Raw genomic sequence first — 19,726 nt, 5'->3', positions numbered from 1 at the left:
TTTCTGAAAAGTCCGGCTCTTTTGTGTTATTGTTTGTCGTAGACGGCAGTCAGTTTTTCCGGCAGCAGTCCTTCCGGGTTTCGCCGCCAGACCATCGCCCGGTCGGTCGCCGTGTCGCCCGTACCGAAATCGAAGCGGTCCGGGGAGACGAACTCCGCCGGAATGTCGCCTTCGAATCCGAATCGGCCGTAGAAATCCCGCAGCCACTCCTTGTCGGGCGTCGGGATCAGCAGCGCCGCGTCGTCGCCTTGCTCCGCGATCCGTTCCATCGCCTCGCGCATCAGTTGCGAGGCCAGCCCGCGGCACTGGAATGCGGGGTCCGTCGCTACGCCGTAAATATAGGTCGTGCGGCCCAGTTCCGTCTGGAACGGCAGGAGGTGGAGCATCGCCGCCATGTGTCCTTCGACCTCGGCCGTCAGCATCCTATTGCGCGAATAGTAGCGCATGATGAACGAATCGGCAAACTGTTCGTCGTCGCCGAAAGCCTTCGTCCACAACTCCTTGCAGGCGATTTCGTCGGGGTGCATGCAGATTGCCGCGAATTTATGCTGCAGGAAAGCGGGGTGGTAGGAGAGTTTGGCCTGCCGCAGTCCGTCCAGCCCGAGGTCCTCTTCGCGGTTGATCAGCGTGAAACGCTCGGGAAGGTGCTGGGCGAAGAGTTTGTTGATGATCGTGAAGGCGCCGTCGAACTCCGTGTCGGCTTTTTCGACATGGGTGTCGAAAGTATGGTCGTTGACAGCCGAACCGTAGGTGAAGGCCGCAAGCCGGTCGCCGACGTAGATACATCCGCCGATCAGGCCCAGTTCGTCGAAATGCTCGAAGGCCCGCTGCATGGCGCGCTGTTCGGCGCACAACTCCGACGTGTGGCCGTCGTGGCCCCTGCGCCACTCGCGTTCGAGGGCCATGCACTCCCCGAAACGTTCGGGTGTGAGCTCTTCGTAGCGGTAGTCGGGGTATTCGGCCGTGAAGCGGTTGATGTGGTTGCGTTTGGGCTGGTAACGGCGCCCGGTGAGGTTGCGCAGGTCGTCGGCGTTGTAGACATAGTCTTCCAGCGCACGGTCCGACTCGAATGCGAAGTGGCAGGGGTGGACCCGGCGGATCGTGTCGCGCCCTTCGTCCGTCAGGCCGATGATCCGCAGTCTTTGTCCGTGGGCATGCGCATCCTCGCGCAGGACGGGGATGATCGGGCCGAAATTGCCCTCGCCGACAGGCTGCATGTAGCCGATACGCTCGCCGCCGTCGATCTGGAAGCGGATCACGAGGAATCCGCCGATCTCGGCCCACGCGCTGTGGAACACGGCCTGCCAGCAGTACATGTTGGCAAAGGCGAGGTCGCAGTTACAGATGCCCGAAGGCATGGTATAGCGCTCGATGACCGCCCGGTCTTCGAGGCGCACGGGTTTGAATTCAATCATTGGGGGTGTAACTCTTGCGTTCGATATGGGTGTAATACTGCTGGACAAGGGCCTGGAAATCGGACAGCAGCGACGCTTCCGCAGGCGCGGGATTTCCGGCAAGGCGCGGCGTGACGGTGCTGCCCGCGTCGTCGAAACGCAGGACCGCATCCCCCGTGAGGGCGCGGAACTGTCCGTCGTACGACACCGACCACCGGGGGCGCTCCGGCTCGTTCAATACGTCGCGGCCGAAGGCGAAATAGGGCTTGCGGTTGCCCGTGAGACCCAGTACGGTGGGCATGATGTCGAGTTGCTGCGTGACCTCCTCGACTTCTCCCCGGAGGGCTCCGTCGGGGGTGTAGATGAAACCGATGATGTGCATGTTGCCGGGGTAGGAGCGCGTCTCTTCGGCGAACTTCTCGCTCGATACGTGGTCGGCCACGAAGACGAAAACCGTGCGGCGGAACCACTCTTCGCCGCCGAAGCGCTCGAAGAAGAGGCGGAACGCCTGGTCGTCGTAGGCCACCCCTTTGTGGATTCGGGTGTAGCCGTCGGGCAGCGTCGAGGCGTATTTTTCGGGCACGACGAACGGATGGTGCGACGAGAGGGTGAACAGCGCTGCGAAGAACGGTTCGGGGGTTTCCGCCAGCTCTTCCCCGGTGAATTGCAGGAACTCTTCGTCCCAGATACCCCAGTAGCCGTCGAAATCGCCTGTGCCGTGCCTGGCCTCGTAGTCCTCGCGGCTCACGAGCCGCTCGACGCCCGCCGAACGGGCATAGGCTCCGAAGCCCATCGAACCGCGTTCCGAGCCGCAGAAGAAGGCCGTCGAATAGCCTTTGTCCGCAAGCATCGCAGGCAGTTGACGGCTTTCGCCCAACGACTGCGGCATCAGCACGAAAGGGGTGCGGAACGACGGGATGCTTCCCAGCACCGAAGGCATGGCCTGGATCGAGCGTGTGCCGTTTGCATACATTTGCTTGAACACCAGTCCGTTCTGCATCAGCGAATCGAGAAACGGCGTGAAGCCTTTCACCGCGCGGTCGGCATAGACTTCCGGGCAGAGATAGGCCGAGTGTTCGGCCGACATGCTCTCCATGATGAAGACCATCACGTTGCGGCCCGAGAGGTCGACAGCCGCGCTGTCGGCAGGCTGGTGCACGGGCGTAAAGTGCTGCGGCAATTCCTCCGGGGGGAAATATTTTTTGTATTTGACACTCCCCGCGCTTCCTACAGTGCGCAGAATGCAGAACGGGTTGCTCAGGATGAGGTTGGCCTTGCCGCTGTCGGCTGTGTAGAGCGTGGCGTTGGAAAGGGTGATCGGACGGGTCATGCGGGTCATGCCGCCGCGCATCCCGGCGATGCTCAGGGCGGCGGCCAGTGCGAAAACGACCGTGCCGCCGGCGTAGTAGGCCCAGCCGCGGCTGAAGAGGCTCTCTTCGCGGACTTTACGACGGTAGCCCCATGCCAGCAGGGCCGTGAGGGCGATCCACAGGAGCACGAGATACCAGTTCTCGGCCATGAACTTCCCGACCAACTGTGCCGAATTGTCGTTGTCGGCAAAGAAGATTTCGTCGGCCGTGAAACGCTTCTGCGTGTAGCGGAAATAGACCGTGTCGGCCAGGTTCGTCGCCGTGACCAGCAGGGAGTTGACCACTACATAGTACCAGAAGAGCATTGCCCTGTACCAGCGCCGTTCGCGCAGGTGCAGGGGCATGAGTGACAGCAGGATGAACACACCGTCGGCGTAGACGACTGACGCGGTGTCGAATTTCAGCGATCCGGCCAGGAGTTGCCCCAGTTCGCTCCAGGCCAGGGGCCCGAGTTCGGCGGCATTGTAGATGTAAAACGCCGCACGGCAGAGCATCAGCACCGCATAAAGCAGTACGATGCGCCACACGAGCAGTGCCAAGGGCGTATGGAGCAGGCGTGATAGGGGAGCTGTTATTTGAACCGGTGTTCGTTTCATGGAGCGTCTGTTTAACGGGGCAGGTCGTTGTGACGGCCTGTGGCTGCGTTCGCTGGCCTGATCCCACCCCAAACCCCTCCCTCGGGAGGGGCCTGGTTCGGGGTGCGACTCTACTTTATTCGCAGGCTTTCAGCGACATGTCGAGCGACTTGATCTGATGCGTCAGTGCGCCTACCGAGATGAAGTCGACGCCGCACTGGGCGTAGTCGCGCATCGTCTCCAGCGTGATGCCGCCGCTCGATTCGGTTTCACAGCGTCCGGCGACCTTCTCGACCGCTTTGCGGGTCATTTCGGGCGTGAAGTTGTCGAACATGATGCGGTCGACGCCGCCTGCCGCGAACACCTCGTCGATGTCTTCCAGCGAGCGGACTTCGCATTCGATCGGGAGGTTCTTGCCTTTGGCTTTGAGGTATTCTCTGACGCCGGTGATCGCCGGACGGATGCCGCCTGCGAAGTCGATGTGGTTATCCTTCAGCAGGATCATGTCGAACAGGCCCATGCGGTGGTTCTCGCCGCCGCCGATCTTCACGGCCATCTTGTCCAGTACGCGCATGCCGGGCGTGGTCTTGCGCGTGTCGAGGACGCGGGTGTGGAGGCCTTCCAACTGCTTGACGTAAACGGCCGTCTGGGTCGCTACGCCGCTCATGCGCTGCATGATGTTCAGCAAGATGCGTTCGGCCTGCAACAGCGACCGGAGGCTTCCCGAGACGTAGAAAGCCACGTCGCCGGGCTTCACGCGGTCGCCGTCGCTGAGGATCTGTTCGAATTTCATCTCCGGGTCGAGACGCTGCAACACGAGTTGTGCGATTTCGATGCCGGCGATCGTGCCCTCCTGCTTGCACAGCAGGCGCATGCGCCCGTGTTCTCCGGCAGGGATGCACGAGAGCGACGTGTGGTCGCCGTCGCCGATGTCCTCTTTGATGCAGAGTTCGATCAATTCGTCTACGAAAGGTTTGTATTCGGGTTTCATAACGTTGATTTATTGAATGATTGTGCCGTTGAAAGCGGCGGTATGATTCAGTCGGTAGGTTGCATTGACGCAGGTGAACGTCAGGTAGAACGTCGAGGCGTTGTTGGTCAGCCGGCATTCGAAGTTCGAGATCACGTAGTCCTCGTAGGGGGCGCCGCCGATCTCGGGAACGATTGTTCCTGCATGTTCGAAGTAGGTCGTTCCGCCGTCGTTGCGGCAGGCGAGTTTCGGGAAGACGATGGTTTTCACCGGTTCGCGCGGATTGTCGGTGAATTTCACGTCTTTCATCGTCAGCGAGACGCTTTTGTCAGACTGCTCGTCGAGGCTGCATACGACGTTCGACGCCCGGTTGGTCTCGTCGCCCGTCGAGGCGTCGGTTACCACCAGCAGGCAGTCGTACGACCCGGTGTCGGGCGTGAAGTTGTCGTCGTCGTTATCGCAGGCCGTGAAAACGGCGGCGGCCAACAGCAGGAAGAGGAATTTTTTCATGCGTTTGTATTGTTAGATGTTTATATTCAGGGTGATGCCGAACGTGCGGGGCCGTCCGCGCTGGACGAACTCGTTGCCGATCGACTTGAAATAGAATACGTCGTAGTTCGTTCCCCCGAGGTTGCGGCCCCAGATGTCGAGCGAATAGTTTTTGTGTTCGAACCTAACGGAGGCGTTCGCAAGGGCGTAGAACGGCTGCGAGAGGGAGTTCTCCTCGTTCCACCAGATACGTCCTGTGCAACTGACTCCGGCCTGCAGGACCAGGTCGCCGAGCCATTTAACGCCCGTGGGCACAGTCCATGCCGCACCGGCCGAGAAGGTGTGCTGCGGGGCGTAGGGGATGCGGTTGTCCTTGTAGCTGACGCGCACGGGATCGCCTGTGTCGTTCTTCACGGTGGTTTCGTAGCGGACGAACCGGGCATCGGTGTAACCGTATGCCGCGTTGATGTCGAGCGTCCGCCACGGCGAGACCTGTAAGGCCGCTTCGACTCCGAGACTGCGCGTGCGGCCCGCATTGGTCATCATGCGGCCCGTGGTCTGTCCCGGGGGAAAGACCGTGAGCTGCTGGTCGCGCACGTCGATGTAGAATACCGCGAAATCGCCCCTTACGGCGCCGTCCATGCAGGAGAAGTGTCCGCCCGCCTCGTAGTTCCAACTGTATTCGGGTTTGTAGGTTACGCCGTTGCGGACATCGTAGACCTCGCCGATGCCCATTTGGTTCATCAGCTCCTGCTGCAACACGTCGGAGAATATCTGGGTGTTGAATCCGCCCGATTTATACCCCTTGGCTACCGTAATATAGAGGTTGCGTATCTCGTCGAAGGCGTACATGACGGAGAATTTGGGCAGGAACTCCGAGAAATTCTGTTTCAGCGTGCGTCGGTTGTCGATCTCTACCGGCCGTTCGTAGACGGTCCCGTCCTTGATAAGGGTCTTCGTGTAGCAGGTGCTCGTGTAGTTGCGGTAGCTGAGGCGGGCGTGTTCGAAGTCGAAACGCAGTCCGGCGGTGAACCGCCAGTGTCCGGCCGTGTAGTTCGACTCGTGGTAGAGGGCTCCCCCGGCCGAGGGCATGCGGAAATCGCTGCCCAGGAACAACTCCCCGCTGCCCGTTCCGTCGGCCCGGCCCCAGGCGTAGCGGTAGGTTTTGTCGTTCTCGTTTGCGTTCTTGAGGATCAGTTCGTCGATGCCCGTCTGTTTGAAGTTGACCGGGGCGTCCATCGTCCCGTGGCGGTAGAACCCGAAGGCTCCGAACAGCCAGCCGTAGCGCCGTCCGTCCCGCGAGCGGAAAACGAGATCTTCGGTGACGGCGTGTTCGCGCCGTGCCTGCCGGAGGGTGAAATAGGAGTCGGGGGTGAAGTCCTGGTCGAGGAGCATCTCGTCGTCGGAGTACTGGTATGAGGTGATCGACGAAACGGAGTATTTTTCGGCGTCGTAGCGCACCGTGAGGCCGTCGCTGATGTTCGTGCGACGGTATGAACTGGGGTCGTTGTAGCTGATCTGGCCGTGGCGGATAACGGTTTTGCCGTCGCGTACGATCTCTTCGCCGACGTAAGCATAGGGATAGCCGCCCTGGTCGAGCACCGAGAACGAGAGGGTGTTGTCGATGCGAAGTCCCTTGCTGTTGCGCCACTGGATTTTCCAGCGTCCGCCGCCGAGGCGTTCCCAGTCGCATTTTTCGCCCGTGTAGTCGTTGTCGAAGAAGCCGCCCGTGTGGGTATAATAGCCCGTCACGGCCATGCCCAGGTCGGGAGTGAGTTTGTAATAGGACGAGGCGCGGAAACGGTAGGAATCCCCGCTGCCGTATTCGGCCGTGAGCCGCACGCCTTCGTAGGTGAGCGGCGAGCGGGTGTAGACATTGACCACGCCGCCCATCGTGTTGCGTCCATAGAGCGTCGACTGGGGGCCGCGCAATACTTCGATGCGCTCGGCATCGGCCAGTTCCGTGTCGAAATTATCCTTGTTCAGCACGGGAACGTTGTCGATGTTGAGCCCGATGACCGGCTGGTCGATGCGCGCCCCGAGTCCGCGCACGTAGATCGACGAGGTCATGCGCGAACCGTAATCCGGGGCGTGGAAGTTGGGAACTGTCTGCGAAAGGTTCTTGACCGCGCCGATGCCGCAGCGCTCGATGGCGCGGCTGCCGATGATCGACGCTGCGACGGGCTGTGAGCGCAGTACGAGGCCCTGCTTGATGGCCGTCACCTGCACTTTGTCCACCACGATCACCGTGTCGGCCGCCTCCGTGTCCGGGGCCGGGCCGTTACCGCCCGCAGTACGGGCCGTGGCGGCGGAGGCCAGCAGCAGCAGGGGTATGGCGAGCGATTTATAGTGCATTTGTCGGGTGCGGTTATCGAAAGTACAAAGTAACGGTTTTATTTCGGTCGGTGCAATCCTTATTTATGAGGATGCGTCACATCCCGTCGGGATCGACGTAACCCGCCGCGAGAGCGTAGACCACCAGCCCGGCGGCCGTGCGGATGCCGAGTTTCTCCATGATGTTGCGGCGGTGGGAGATGACTGTCGTCAGCCCGATGCCGAGCCGGTCGGCGATCTGTTTGTTGATCAGCCCGCCGGCGATGAGCGCCAGCACCTCCGTTTCGCGCTCCGTGAGCGGTTGTGCCGCCTGCGGCTGTGCGGGCAGGGCGTGCTCCGGACGGCGGACGCTGTGCTGCAACTGCATGAGCGAGCGTACGAAACGCTCTTCGTCGGCCTGCACGTCGATGCTGTGCATTCCGGCGGGCGACTGTCCGTTGGTGAGTACGATGGTTTTGTGGTTCCGGGCGCGGAAAAAGGCGTTGTGCGCCGCGAAAAACTGCGCCGTGACGAAATAGTGGAAGAACCGCTCCGGATTGGCCTCTGTGAAATCGCGGAAATCGCCGAACAACTCCACGTCGGCCGCCGGGGCCGCTTTCTCGAGGATGGCGCGCAGCCCCACGCCTACGAGGATGTTGGAGGTCAGGACGGCTATGGCGGGGCGCTGTTCCATCGGCTATTCGTGGTGGTAGGGTTCGTTGTTGAGGATGGTGAAGGCCCGGTAAATCTGCTCGGCGAAAATGGCCCGCACGATCTGGTGCGAGAAGGTCATGCGCGAGAGCGACAGTTTGCTGTCGGCACGCCTGTAAACCTCGTCCGAGAAACCGTAAGGGCCGCCGATAACCAGCACGAGGCGTTTCACGCCGCTGTTGAGGCGCTTTTGGAGCCAGAGCGCAAACTCCACCGAGCGGTACTCCTCGCCCCGCTCGTCGAGCAGCGTCACGTAGTCGCCGTCGGTAAGCTGGCGCAGGATGGCTTCGCCCTCGGCCGTGCGCTGCTGTTTGACGGTCATGCTTTTGGTGTTGCGCACGTCGGGCAGGGTAGTGACCGCAAACCGGCAATAGAAATTCACGCGCCGGGCATACAGTTCCACCAGCGCGGCGATCTCTTTCGAGTCGGTTTTTCCTATGACGATCAGCTCTATGGTCATTCGTTCCGCCTGTGTGTGCGTCGTACGCAGGCCGTCGCAAAGATAGCCTTTTTATTCGGTTCGGGCAAATCGTTTTTCCCGCCCCGAAACAGCGATGCCGCGCTCTGTGGCGCGGCATCGGGGTCCGGAAGCCGGAGTTTTTATCCGAATAGACAGTTCAGCACACGGGCCAGACGGTATCCGGCATTGCGAATCTGGCGCTCGACCAGCGGAACGGCCTTGTTCAGGAAGTCCTGTCCCAGTTGCTGGTCGGGCTTTGCCCACTCGAACTGCACTTCGCATCCGACGGCGCTCTCGTGGAGCCAGTCGCGGGGCGTACCCGCGGCAATGGCCTGTTTTTCGGCCTTGGGGAGGCGGTCCAATTCGTCGGCCCATTCGCTGACCGACCAGATGCGCGCCGTGGTGATGATCTCGTTGTCCCAAACGCTGTGGACGTAGAATTTGTGCGGCTTGTGGTACTTGTCTTCGAACATCACGTCGTATTTCATGTTGTGCGTCGTGTACTTGATGTGTGCCGGGCAGTGCATGTCGCCTACCAGGTGGATGACGTACTTGAGGTTGACCTCCACGGCCGAGTCGGTGAGGTTGCGGTAGTTTTTGAGGTTCTCGATGGCCAGTTCCAGTCCGTAGATGGCGTTGCCGCCCTTCGTGAGCATCGAATCCTCGTAGCGCAGGGAGGCGTCGACCGGCGCCGTGTGCCAGTTGTTGGTGAACTTGTACTCGGGCGTGTGGCGGTACTCGTCCATCCATTTGGCGAAGTAGACGATCGAGTGACCTCCGAGATACTTCTCGATGCGTTTCTTGGCCTTTTTCGTCAGGTTGCGCTCGGCGATCTTGGCGATCGTCTCGTGCCCTTCGCGTCCCCATCCGAAGACGCTCCCCGTGTTGAGGATGCCGGCGAAGAGCAGCAGTAACAGCAGTTTTTTCATGGTATGTGTTTTTTCGGGTTGATCGTGCGGTTTGCGTATGCGAAGGTACGAAATAATTCCTTTACCGCTGGATCAAATATTCGTTTTCGTGGCCCAGTACGACCTGTTCGGCGACCTGGCGGAGGTAGGCGGCTTTCGACGGCTCGATGCCGCAGTCCGCGGGCGCGTTGCCGAACGCCGTGCCGTAGAGTACGAGGTAGTTGACGCAGGCCTTCAGGTAGGCGCCGTAGGCCGACTGGTGCTTGTTGTCGGTGTAGTAGAGGTTGATGCCCGACGTTCCTTCGCGTACGGTCCTGAACGCCACGCCGATCGGCGAAAGCCACGTCCCGGCGGCCTGGGCCATGGCGCGTGCGCCTGCGGCGTTGTAGTTCTCGAAGGTTTGGAAGTCGGTGAACCCGCCGTAACTGCTGGCCGAGAAGGTCCAGGTCTGTTCGAGGATCACTTTGCACGACGCCGATTTTGCGCGGATCCGGTCGGCCAGCGCCGTACAGTTGGCCGCTATCGAGGCCGTGCCGTCGCGTCCGTAGGTCGCGGGGTTCTGGCTCTGGTCCTGGATGAAGGCGTAATCGTAGTCTCCGATGTCGATGGCGTCCGTCGAGAACGAAAGCCCCAGTTGCTGGCCGAAATTCTGCGAACCTTTGAAATGGCCCTTGATGTTGAGGTAATGGCCTTCGTTCCAGGCGATCTCCTTGAGCATCCAGACCGGATTGCTGTAATAGGAGAACGAGTTGCCCAGGCATAACACCTTTTTCGTGTCTCCCGGGACTGCCGTACCGAGGTTCTGCACGTAGGAGGCCGTGAATCCGTAGGGCGGCAGCAGGCTCGCCGAGTTGCTCGCCGCGATGTTCTGCGCCCCGCCGGTACAGGTGTAGCGTCCCACCGCGCGGCAGCGGATCTGTACGGCTCCGGTGACGGGCTGCGTAAAGCGGATCGTCTGCATGACATTGGCGTGCTGGTAGTTGGTTCCGGAGCTGACGCCCGAGCATTTGTAGGTGTAGCGGATCGAGGGGTCTTCGGGGGCGGTGAGCAGGTCCTCTTCGACGCTCTTCCACGTGCCTCCGTCGAGGTACTCCACGATGAAGTATTTCGGCGAATTGGCCTCGCCCGCCATCGTGGCGTTGAACTCGATCGCCGTGCCTGCCGGCAACTGCTTTACGGGCATCGTGTAGAGCCAGTAATCGCCCTCGACCATCGTTGAAACGGTGGGTTTGTAAGAGCTGACCGTGCGGGTGAACTCGCGTCCGGCGTTGGCTTCGCCGCGTACGACGGAGATATAGGCCGAACTGCCCGAGGTCGCCGGGAGCATGTTGGACGAGGTCCATGCGGTGTTGTACTGCCCGACGGTCGAGGCCGAAAGCACCCATTGGCCGGGGAAGGCCGGACCTGCACCCTCCTGTGTGACGGAGACGGTTGCCGTCTGCGTCTGGTCCGTGGAGGTGAAGGTGACCGTTGCGGGCCGCGGTTCGGTCTGCGGATTCACGTCGGCCGAGATGCGGATTTGCTGTACGTAGGGGCTTTTCGTGCCGGACGCGAGGGGCATGTCGTTCAGGTCGGTGACCTTTACCCACGTGTCGCCGCCCGTGCTCACGGTCCAGTCGTAGTCGGCGGCCGAGAGACTCACCACGGCGGCGTTGGTCCCCATGGCGTTGAGTTCGACCGATCCCGGGGCTGCACTGAAAGTCGCTTCGGCGGGAGTGTTCGATCCGGCGGGGTAGTAGAGGATGTTCTCCCGCGTGACGTTGACCGCCGCTGCGCTGTGCGCACCGAGGTAATCCATGTAGTTGTCGGCATTGACGCCTGCCATGACGTAGCTGCCGTTGTTGTACGTGCCCACGTCTCCCTGCGCGATGCAGTTGCGGAACAGGGCGGCCTTGTTGCACTGCCCGAAGAAGGTTCCCTTGTAGTTGTTGTTGTCGCGGTCGGAGATGACGCGGCCGTAGTTTTCGCATCCGACGAACTCGTTGTCGTCGTGGTTCACGAGGCAGACGATACTGCCTGCCGCGCCGTTCGTTTGGCAGATCACGTCGCCGTGGTTCACGACCTTGGTGAACTTGGCGCCGGTCCCCGTGATGCAGGTGATGTTGCCGATACGTGCATTGCCCGATGTGGCGAATGCGTTGACGTTATGTCCGTAGTTGGTGCACGCCGTGAGGTGGGTGTAGCGGTTGGCCGCGGCGACGATTCCCGAGGCGCGGGCCGCTTTGGTCGAGAGGTTGCCGCGGTTGACGCAGTCGGTGAAGACCACGGGATTTGCCGAACTGGCGTGGTTGGTGCTGAATCCGCAGATGCCGCCGATCTGCACGCCCGTTGCGCCGTTGCCGGTGTTGCCGCCGCTTTCGCCCGTGAGGTCGGCTTCGTTGACCAGACGGTCGATCCTGACCCCTTCGTTGGCAAAGGCGAGGCCCACCATGCCCATTGTCATGCGGACGTTGCCTGCCGAGCCGTCGAACGACATCGGGGCGTTGTTGGTGACGTTGCGTACGGTAGCGTCGTAGACCAGTCCGGCCAGGATGCCGCAGTCCGTACCCTTCGAAGCCTTGACCTCCAGCGAGCAGGAGGCGTCGAAGATCAGGTTCTCGACGACGGCTCCGGGACCCAGTGCGCCGAACAGCCCCCACGCACGGTTGGCCGTGGCGTTGTCGCACACCATTTTGAAGTTGCAGATCGCATGGTCCTGTCCGTCGAAAAAGCCCGTGAAGGGGCGTCCCGAACTGATCGAGATGGCGTTGCTCGCCAGTGCGAAGGTCGCATCGCCGATCGGGGTCCATGCCGTCGTGCCTGTCATGTCGATATCGTCGAGCAGCACCACGACGCCTTCGTCGTTCTGCCACGGGGCGAGGGTTTCGCCTGCGTTGACCGCTGCGGCGAATTCGACGAGGTCGTCAGCCGTCCAGATGCCTCCCGGAGGTGCGAAGGCGTAAAGCGCCTTGGCCAGGTGGCGGGCCGCGAACGTGCCGTCGGTTTCGTTATAGGTGCGTACGCCCGATTTGTAGACGTTCTTCGTGTAGCTTTTGCCGTCGGCTGTCGAAAGCGTCAGTTTCAGACCCGCCGGCGAGGTGAAACGTCCGACGGGGAATTTGATCGTCTGAGGCTTGGTCAGGTCGGCTCCCTCGGGAAAATCCAGCGTCAGCTTCGTGCCGGTTCCGTCGGGGGCCGGGGTGAGGGCGAGCGTTGCGGGGTCGACCGTGCCGGTGAAGGTCAGGTAACCTTCGAATCCCTCCTCCGAGGCGGGTTCCACCGTAATCGACCGTGCCGGGCTTTCCAGGTCGCCGGCGTCGATGCGCAGTTCGATGACCGAGAAGATGTTGCGGAATGAGACGTGTAGCGCCCCTTCCGAAAGATTGTTTTCGAGCGGCGTGCCGACCAGCGGTGCGCAGGCCGTGTTGGCCTGCTCCGTGCCCTGGAAGGCGATTGTGCGCCCGGCCTCCACGCTGACGATGCCTTCGGCGGTCGTGGCGGGGTAGTAGGCCGTCAGCGGTTTCGACGCATCGTACGAGGCGATGCCTGCGTCGCTGGTGAAGGTGGTCGTGGCGCCGGTTTCGGCGGCCGTGTAGGCGTAGGCCGCACCGTCGTAGACGACCGTAATGCGGTCGCCGGCTTCCCAGGTGCTTTTACCCTCGTTGATGTCGGTGCGGGTCGCCGGGGTGCAGGCGGCTTTGATGACGAGTCCCGACGAGGCGGGCGGCGGGGCCGGTTCGGTGATTTCTGGCTCCCGGGTGCAACTGCTGAAGAGCAGCGCCGCGCCGAAGAGCAGGATATGTAGTTTTTTCATTTCGGTCGGGGTTTATTCTTTATTCTTGTCGTCGTCGAATTCCGTGTCCTCGATGCCGTTGTCGGGCTTCTCCTGGTCGATGTCCGACATGTCAGTCACGGCATAGGGCGTTGCGAGGGCGTAGCGCGCCGCTTGCAGGGCGAGCGGGGCGTTGGCGTCGGTGACGGGTGTCGAGTAACTGCCCGCAGTGGTGTTCGAAATCGTGTAGCGGAACGGGTTGCCGTCGAGCGTCACGCCGTCGAATGCCGGGGAGATCAGTTTTTCGAAGACGGCGCACGAAGCGGCGTAGCGTGCGATGCCGTAGTCCATGTGATACCCGTCGCGGGTCATGTCCATTGCGTTCTGGAGTTTCGACGAACGCAGGTTCTGCAGGACGGTCCCGGTGGCGATCAGATCGTCGAACGTGACTTCGGCCATCACCTTTTTGCCCTGTGCGACGATTGCGGCGTACATGTCGGCCTGCGACGAGGCGAAATTGTTGACGATCACCGTCTGCTGTGAATAACTGACGATTGCGGGGTCGCCGTAGGCCTGCGACAGGATGTAGCAGAATTTGGGCATGGCTCCGGTCTGCGTCGATTTCACGTTGTTGATCAGTCCCTGCAAAGCCTCCTTTTCGGTCGGGGTCCACGACCAGGCGTTGACCTTGCCCGTGTGCTCCTGGATGGTCACGATGTCCCACTCGTCCGATGCGGCGACCTCCTTGATCGTCTTGTTCATCAGTTCGGTCCATCCGGCGGCTCCCGGGGCGCACTCATAGCAGCGGTAGTCGCTCACGGTGGCGAATCCGTTGTTGTACTCGGGAACCGTGCGGCCCCCGTAGTACATGTGCGTCATTTTCACCTTGTCGATGCCTGCGGCTTTCAGCAGGCCCGGCAGGTGCTCCACGGCGTCCTTGGTGAAACTGTTGCCGATGAAGAGGATGCGCAGTTGGGCTTCGCCGCCCGGATCGCCGCCGCCCGAGTTGCCGAGTTGGTAGACGATGTTCGTCAGCGTCGATTTGGTCGCGCCCTGCTTGCCCAGGTAGTTGGCCTGGTCGGCTTCGGAATAGGAATCGAAGACGGGCGTACCGTTGTTGTATGTGCCCACCTTGCCGCCTGCGGTGCAGTTGGTCCATGCTGCTGCGCCGTTGTTGTAGGCCCAGAATACGCCGCGGTTGGCGTCGTCGCTGAGGATCGTGCCGTAGTTGGCGCAGTTCTCGAACGTCGCGGTGTTCGACAGCGAGACGATGCCTGCCGTGCGGCCTCCGGTGGTCGAGGTGAGGTCGCCGTAGTTCGTGCAGCCGATCATCGACGATCCCGTGCCCGTGATGCAGGTGATCTGACCCTGGCGGCCTCCGCCCTGCTTGGGGAAGGTGTTCAGTTGATCGCCGTGGTTGACGCAGTTGGTCAGTTGGGTGTAGCGGTTGGCCGCAGCGACGATGCCCGAAGTCCGGGCCAGCGCCGAGGTCATCGCGCCGTAGTTGATGCAGTCGGAGATGATGACCTTCTGCTGCGACGACGCCTCGTTGGTGGCGAAGGCGACGATGCCCGCGGCATGGCAGGCGTTGCCGCCGGCCTCGAGGTTCGGAGTCCGGTTCTCCGCCGTGATTTCGCCGTTGTTGTTCACGCTGTCGATCACGACGCCCGCCGTTTCGGCGAAGGCGAAGCCTATGAGGCCCATGTACATCGGAACGCTTGCTCTGGCGGCGCCCTGGAAGAGCATCGGGGCCGAGCCGGTGATGTCGCGCACCGTAGCATCGTAAACGACACCGGCCACCAGACCCGCCGCGCAGCGCGCCGAGGCCGTTACGGTCAGCGAACACCCCGAGTCGAACGAGAAGTTCTCGACCACGGCCCCCGGGGCCAGCGCCCCGAAGAATCCGTATGCCTGTCCTTCCTCGCTGCCCGCGGCGACCATCCTGAGGTTGCGGATGCGGTAGCCCTGTCCGTTGAAGTGCCCGGCAAAGGGCGTTCCCGTGAGGGCGAGCTTGTTGCTGCCCCACGTGAAGGCCGCCTTGCCGATCGGGGTCCACTCCGTGACCGCCGCCATGTCGATGTTGGTCAGCAGGCACACCTCGCCGTCCTCGTTCTGCCATTCTTCAATCGAGGTCCCGGCATTGACCGCCGCGGCGAATGCCACGAGGTCGTCGGCCGTGCGGATGCCCTTGGCCGAGGAGATGTCGCCACCGTATTTGGTGTTGGTCACCTTCGATTCATTGCCGGTCTTGATCAGGCCGATGTAGTCCATGAAGTTCGTCTCGTCGATGTCGGCCATCACGTAGTTTCCGCCGTTGTACGATCCTACACCGCCGCCTGCTGTGTTGTTGTCCAGTTTCGCGCCGTTGTTGATATTGGCCACGAGCGTTCCGCGGTAGGTCGCAAGGTCGGTGATCACGTTGCCGTAGTTGGCCGAGTTGAGGACCTCGCTGTCGGCGGAGTTGGTCAGGCAGACCAGTCCTCCGGCGTGGGTCTTGGCGTTCGTGGCCACGACATCGCCGTAGTTCGTACAGCCGTCGACTTTCGACGCCGTGCCGAGGATGCAGGTGATGTTGCCCAGGCGTCCGCCGCCCGATTCGGCATAGGTATTAAGCATGTCGCCGTGGTTGTCGCATTCGGAAACCACCGTAAAGGTGTTTGCCGCGGCGATGATGCCCGAGGCGCGGCCCGTCGAGGTCTCCATGTCGCCGTAGTTCACGCAGCGCGTGATCTTGTTTTGGAAGGTCGACGTGCGCGAGGTGTTCGAAAGTCCTGCGATACAGCCCACCTGCGTCGAAGTGAACCCGTTGGCGTTGGCGGCTCCCGGCACGGCCTTGAGCGTGCCGTAGTTCTTCAGCCCGATGAGCTGTGTGACGGTCTCCTCGCTCGTGCCCGCTCCGTAGACGAAGCCCACGAGACCCATGGTCATCAGTTTGCCCGAAGTTCCGTTGCCCAGGCACTCCATCGGAAGGTAACTGGTGCAGTCTTCGATCGTCGATTCGATGCTGGCCCCGGCGATGACGCCTGTCGAGGTGACGCCGTTGCCCGAAACTGTGAACGACCCCGTGTCGCCTGTTTCGGCGCCCAGTACGAGGTTGCGGACCGTTGCGCCTTTCAGTACGCCGAACAGGCCGTAGGTCTGGTTGTCGCCCGTGAGCGTTGCGGCCATCCTGAAGTTGCGCAGCGTATGGCCCTGTCCGTCGAACGTGCCTTCGAAGACGGCCCCGGAGGGCGTGGATACGGCGGTCGTGGCGGCGAACGTGCCGTTGCCGATCGGCGTCCACGAAGCGATGTCCGTCATATCGATATCGCCGGTCAGCACGGCGGTCATCAGTTGTGCGCCCGTGCCGGCGTTGACATCGGCGGCGAACTGCACCAGTTCGGCAGCCGTGCCGATTTCGATGCGGTCGCTCGTCGCCTTGGTGAAGAAGACCGGACGCAGCACCGTGTGCTCCAGCATGTCGTAGGCCACCACGATCAGGTGTCCCTCGCGGAAGCCAGCCGGGAAGGTGACTGCAATCTGCTGTTCCTGCTTGTCGAGCGCAGCTTCGAGACCCTCGGCCGCCGCGATGCCGACCAGCGCGTCGGCGGCGTGTTCGCCGTGAAGCGTGTATTTGACCGTCATCGGAGCTGAAATATCGACCACCGTGGTGTTGATCGCCGTCGAGAGCGTGAGGTTCAGCACCTGTTGGATGGGCAGCGTTACGACTTCCCCGTTGCCGAGCGTCAGCGACAGGTTGCCGTTGGCGTCGCGTTCGATGCTTTTGAACAGGCAGCTTTCGCCGTCGTTGGCTTCGATCGGGCGTCCCGAGGCGTCGTTCAGCCGTTCGCCGTTGACCGTCCAGAAGCCCTGTGCGTCGACCGACACCACGGGGGTGTGGCCGCTCACGGGAACCTGCTCCCCGTCGTTGCCGGACAGCGGCGAGGTCTCGCCGTCGACGGTTACGGTCCAGTAATAGAGGCCGCTCTCCGCGTCGAGTTCGACGCCCAGCAGCGGAACGTTGAGCATTTGGTCGGTCGTGGCCAGCACGACGCTCTTCTCTTCGTTCTTGTTGTCCTTGTAGGTAATGACGTAGTTGCCTTCGGAATCCTGTGCCATCGCAGTGATGACGTTGCCCGAGGTCAGTTCGCTCAGGTCCGCCAGTTGGCTGTTGAGCGAGGCGATGCGGCCCTGGAGCTTCGCGATGCGCTCCTTGAAGCCGTCGATACGGCCGCTGAGCTGCGAATCGTCGTAGTCGCTGCATCCTGCGGCGAAGGCGATCGCCGTCAGGAGCAGGAAATATAGGAATCGTTTCATGGATGTCTTTGTTTAGCGTTAGTAGTTCTGCGACGGATCGAAATATTCGCTGTTGCGGTAACACAGGGCGTTGTCGTTCGTGGCTTCGGGAGCGCCGCTCGGGTTGTCCTTCCAGGTGTCCCATTCGCCGACGCGGCCGCCCTTGGCGCACTGCGTGACGAGCCCCTTGGCGCTGTAACCGCAGGCCCAGCCGGGACCGTGCTGCGGAGCGCCGGCGTCGAGGGTGATGTTGGCCAGGATGATTCCCTTGTTCACGCAGCCTACGATCGTGGCTTGGTTGTGGCCCACGAAACCGCCCGTGCGGCATCCCAGTTGCGAGAAGACGTTGCCGTTGTTGGTGCAGTATTCGATGCGGATGTTGTTGTTGGTCACCGTACCGCCCACCAGGCCGCCCATGCGCTTGTTGTTGTAGTAATCCCGGCTGCCGCCATACTGGCCCACGGCGTCGTCCTGCACCGTGCCGTTGTTGGTCGAGTTGCTGACTGCAGTGCCGTTCTCTTCGCTCGTCGGACCGCCCAGCGTGCCTACCAGACCGCCGCCGCGTCCCGTCGGGGCGCTCACTGCGCCGTTGTTGGTGCAGTAGTCGAGCTTGATGCCTCCGCCGAGCGTGAAGGCGCAGATGCCGCCTACGTTCATGCCCGTACCGCCGTTGGCCGTGTTGGAGATGCGGCCGGTCTTCACGTCGCCGTTGTTGACGACGGCGAGGTCCTTCGTTTCACCGCCGATAGTCGTCGACTTCGCACAGGCGGCGATGCCGGCGAGCATCATCAGCGTCGCATCGGGATTGTCGCCCGTGAGGATCACCGAAACGTTGTTGGTGACGTTCGAGATCGTCGAACCCTCGGCATAACCTGCCAGCGCACCTACGGCCACGACGTTGGAACTTGCGCCCGTGACGGATATCTGGTCGCCTGCGGCGCCCAGTTTGAGGTTCTTGACCGTGGCGCCCTTCAGCGCGCCGAACAGGCCGTGCAGGTGGGTCGTTTCGTCTTCGGCGTCGAAGGTCCACTGGATACCCTTGATCGTGAAGCCCTGGCCGTTGAATACACCCGTGAAGGGGTTGACCAGCGTGTTGTAGGAGGGCGTTCCGGTGGCTTTGCCCGATCCGATCGGAGTCCACTCGGTGAGTCCCGTCAGGTCGACATCGTTCAGCAGCACCACTTCGCCCGAGGCGTTCTGCCAGCGGCTCGTGCTGCCGCCTGCGTTGACCGCCTTGGCGAAGGCCACCAGGTCGGCGCCCGTGGAGATACCCGGGTCGGTCGGCACGTCGGGAATGACGGGCGACTGGCGCACGGCGAGCGTGACGGTTACGCCGTAGGGGCGGTTCGAGAAGGTGATCGAACCCTTGCGGTCGGCGCCGCTGTCGTTTTCATAATAGTCGGCAACAAACGAATGCGTCGTCGTAATCATCGGGGCGCGCGTCGTGGGGGTGGGTTTGAGCCACGATTGGCACTCCTCGGCGATTGCAACGTCGTATTCGATGTTGGCCGACACTTTGATATCGAATTCGGTAAATTCGCCTTCGAGGGCGACTTCCGTTCCAGTCCCGAACTGCGGGTCCCACGTCGGGGGCTCGATCTGGGCCGTTCCATAGGTAAAAAAGAGGGGTTTAAGTACGGTGTTGCCCCCGGCCGTAACCAGGATCACCGTGTTGCCCTCTTCGGCGCCTTCGTCCAGCCGGACGGAGATCGTACGGGTGTATTTGTCGATCTCCACCGTTACGTTGTAAGCCGTGAAGTAGTCGATATGGGCGTTCTCGGCTTCGCTGCCCGCTATGGCGTATTTGATGTAGGCCGGCGTTGCCCGGTCGGCGATGGCCGTTACGGGGGCGGCGTCGAAGCTGATGTTCAGCGCTTCGAAAACCGGAATTTCGAACGTGCTGCCGTCGGCGAGCGTGAAACGGACCATGCCGCTTTCCTCGTCGGTCTCGACCGACTGGAACAGCGTGTTGCTCGTGTCGTTGGCCAGTACGGGTTTGCCGTCTTTGCCGACGAAACGCTCGCCGTTGACCGTCCAGAATCCTTCGGCGTCGATGCCCATCGTGGGAGGTACGCCGCCTACGGGCATCATCTCGCCCGACCCATCGAGCAGCCACTGGTACGTTTCGCCGTTGTCGGCGGTCGTGCGCCAGTAGAGTTTCCCGTCGGTGAATTCCCCGGCCCCGACGATCGGGGCGGTCACTACGTCGCCCTGCGTGGCGAGGGTAATGGTCTTGGTCTCGCCGCCGTGGTCGCGGTAGCAAACGACGTAGTTGCCTTTGTCGTCCTGCTTGAGGTAGGAGATGAAGCTGCTGTTGACGAGCGCTGTGAGCGAGCTCATCTGGTCGTTGAGTTCCGCGATGCGCTGTTCGGCCGCCGTGAGTTCTCCCTCGATGGCGTCGATGTTCTTGCGTAGTTGCCCGTCGTCGTATTCGTCGCACCCCCAGAGGAGGACGAAGCCGGCCATAAGCACTATGATGTTCAGGATATTTCTCATTGTTCTCTCTGTTT

Annotated in this window: 11 protein-coding genes; all 11 read right to left on the bottom strand. The window is 61.8% G+C overall.

Annotated elements, in window-relative coordinates:
* Positions 1-26: 26 nt before the first annotated feature.
* Positions 27-1,415 carry a GNAT family N-acetyltransferase gene (locus I2E69_RS02520; RefSeq protein WP_195458567.1) on the bottom strand — a complete coding sequence of 463 codons (1,389 nt, stop codon included), beginning with the start codon at positions 1,413-1,415 and terminating at the stop codon, positions 27-29.
* Positions 1,408-3,360, bottom strand: coding sequence for an LTA synthase family protein (locus I2E69_RS02515; protein ID WP_195458566.1), 1,953 nt, complete (start codon positions 3,358-3,360; stop codon positions 1,408-1,410). The genes I2E69_RS02520 and I2E69_RS02515 overlap by 8 nt, the downstream gene beginning before the upstream one ends.
* A gap of 115 nt (positions 3,361-3,475) precedes the next feature.
* A complete protein-coding gene (gene nadC / locus I2E69_RS02510; RefSeq protein ID WP_195458565.1) occupies positions 3,476-4,330 on the bottom strand; it encodes a carboxylating nicotinate-nucleotide diphosphorylase in 855 nt (284 codons plus the stop codon).
* A 9-nt stretch (positions 4,331-4,339) separates the two neighbouring features.
* Positions 4,340-4,819: a hypothetical protein gene (locus I2E69_RS02505; RefSeq protein WP_195458564.1), complete on the bottom strand. Its 480-nt coding sequence runs from the start codon at positions 4,817-4,819 to the stop codon at positions 4,340-4,342.
* A 12-nt stretch (positions 4,820-4,831) separates the two neighbouring features.
* Complete coding sequence (locus I2E69_RS02500) at positions 4,832-7,153, bottom strand: TonB-dependent receptor (RefSeq protein ID WP_195458563.1); 2,322 nt, start codon at positions 7,151-7,153, stop codon at positions 4,832-4,834.
* 76 nt (positions 7,154-7,229) lie between these two features.
* On the bottom strand, positions 7,230-7,805 hold the full coding sequence (locus tag I2E69_RS02495) for a helix-turn-helix transcriptional regulator (protein ID WP_195458562.1): 576 nt from the start codon (positions 7,803-7,805) through the stop codon (positions 7,230-7,232).
* Between the two features lie 3 nt (positions 7,806-7,808).
* Positions 7,809-8,282 (bottom strand): 23S rRNA (pseudouridine(1915)-N(3))-methyltransferase RlmH, encoded by a 474-nt coding sequence (gene rlmH / locus I2E69_RS02490; protein ID WP_195458561.1) that lies wholly within the window; start codon positions 8,280-8,282, stop codon positions 7,809-7,811.
* A gap of 140 nt (positions 8,283-8,422) precedes the next feature.
* Positions 8,423-9,211, bottom strand: coding sequence for a S1/P1 nuclease (locus I2E69_RS02485; RefSeq protein WP_195458560.1), 789 nt, complete (start codon positions 9,209-9,211; stop codon positions 8,423-8,425).
* Positions 9,212-9,272: 61 nt separating this feature from the next.
* Positions 9,273-12,983, bottom strand: coding sequence for a BACON domain-containing protein (locus I2E69_RS02480; RefSeq protein ID WP_195458559.1), 3,711 nt, complete (start codon positions 12,981-12,983; stop codon positions 9,273-9,275).
* A gap of 12 nt (positions 12,984-12,995) precedes the next feature.
* A complete protein-coding gene (locus I2E69_RS02475) occupies positions 12,996-17,237 on the bottom strand; it encodes a DUF4886 domain-containing protein (RefSeq protein ID WP_229095335.1) in 4,242 nt (1,413 codons plus the stop codon).
* 18 nt (positions 17,238-17,255) lie between these two features.
* Positions 17,256-19,712 (bottom strand): PL29 family lyase N-terminal domain-containing protein, encoded by a 2,457-nt coding sequence (locus I2E69_RS02470; RefSeq protein ID WP_229095333.1) that lies wholly within the window; start codon positions 19,710-19,712, stop codon positions 17,256-17,258.
* Between the last annotated feature and the right edge of the window lie 14 nt (positions 19,713-19,726).

The sequence above is a fragment of the Alistipes sp. D31t1_170403_E11 genome, assembly GCF_015553985.1.
GTDB classification, from domain to species: domain Bacteria; phylum Bacteroidota; class Bacteroidia; order Bacteroidales; family Rikenellaceae; genus Alistipes; species Alistipes montrealensis.
Note: the sequence above shows the minus strand (reverse complement) of the source record. Positions and strands in the feature narration are given on the sequence as shown.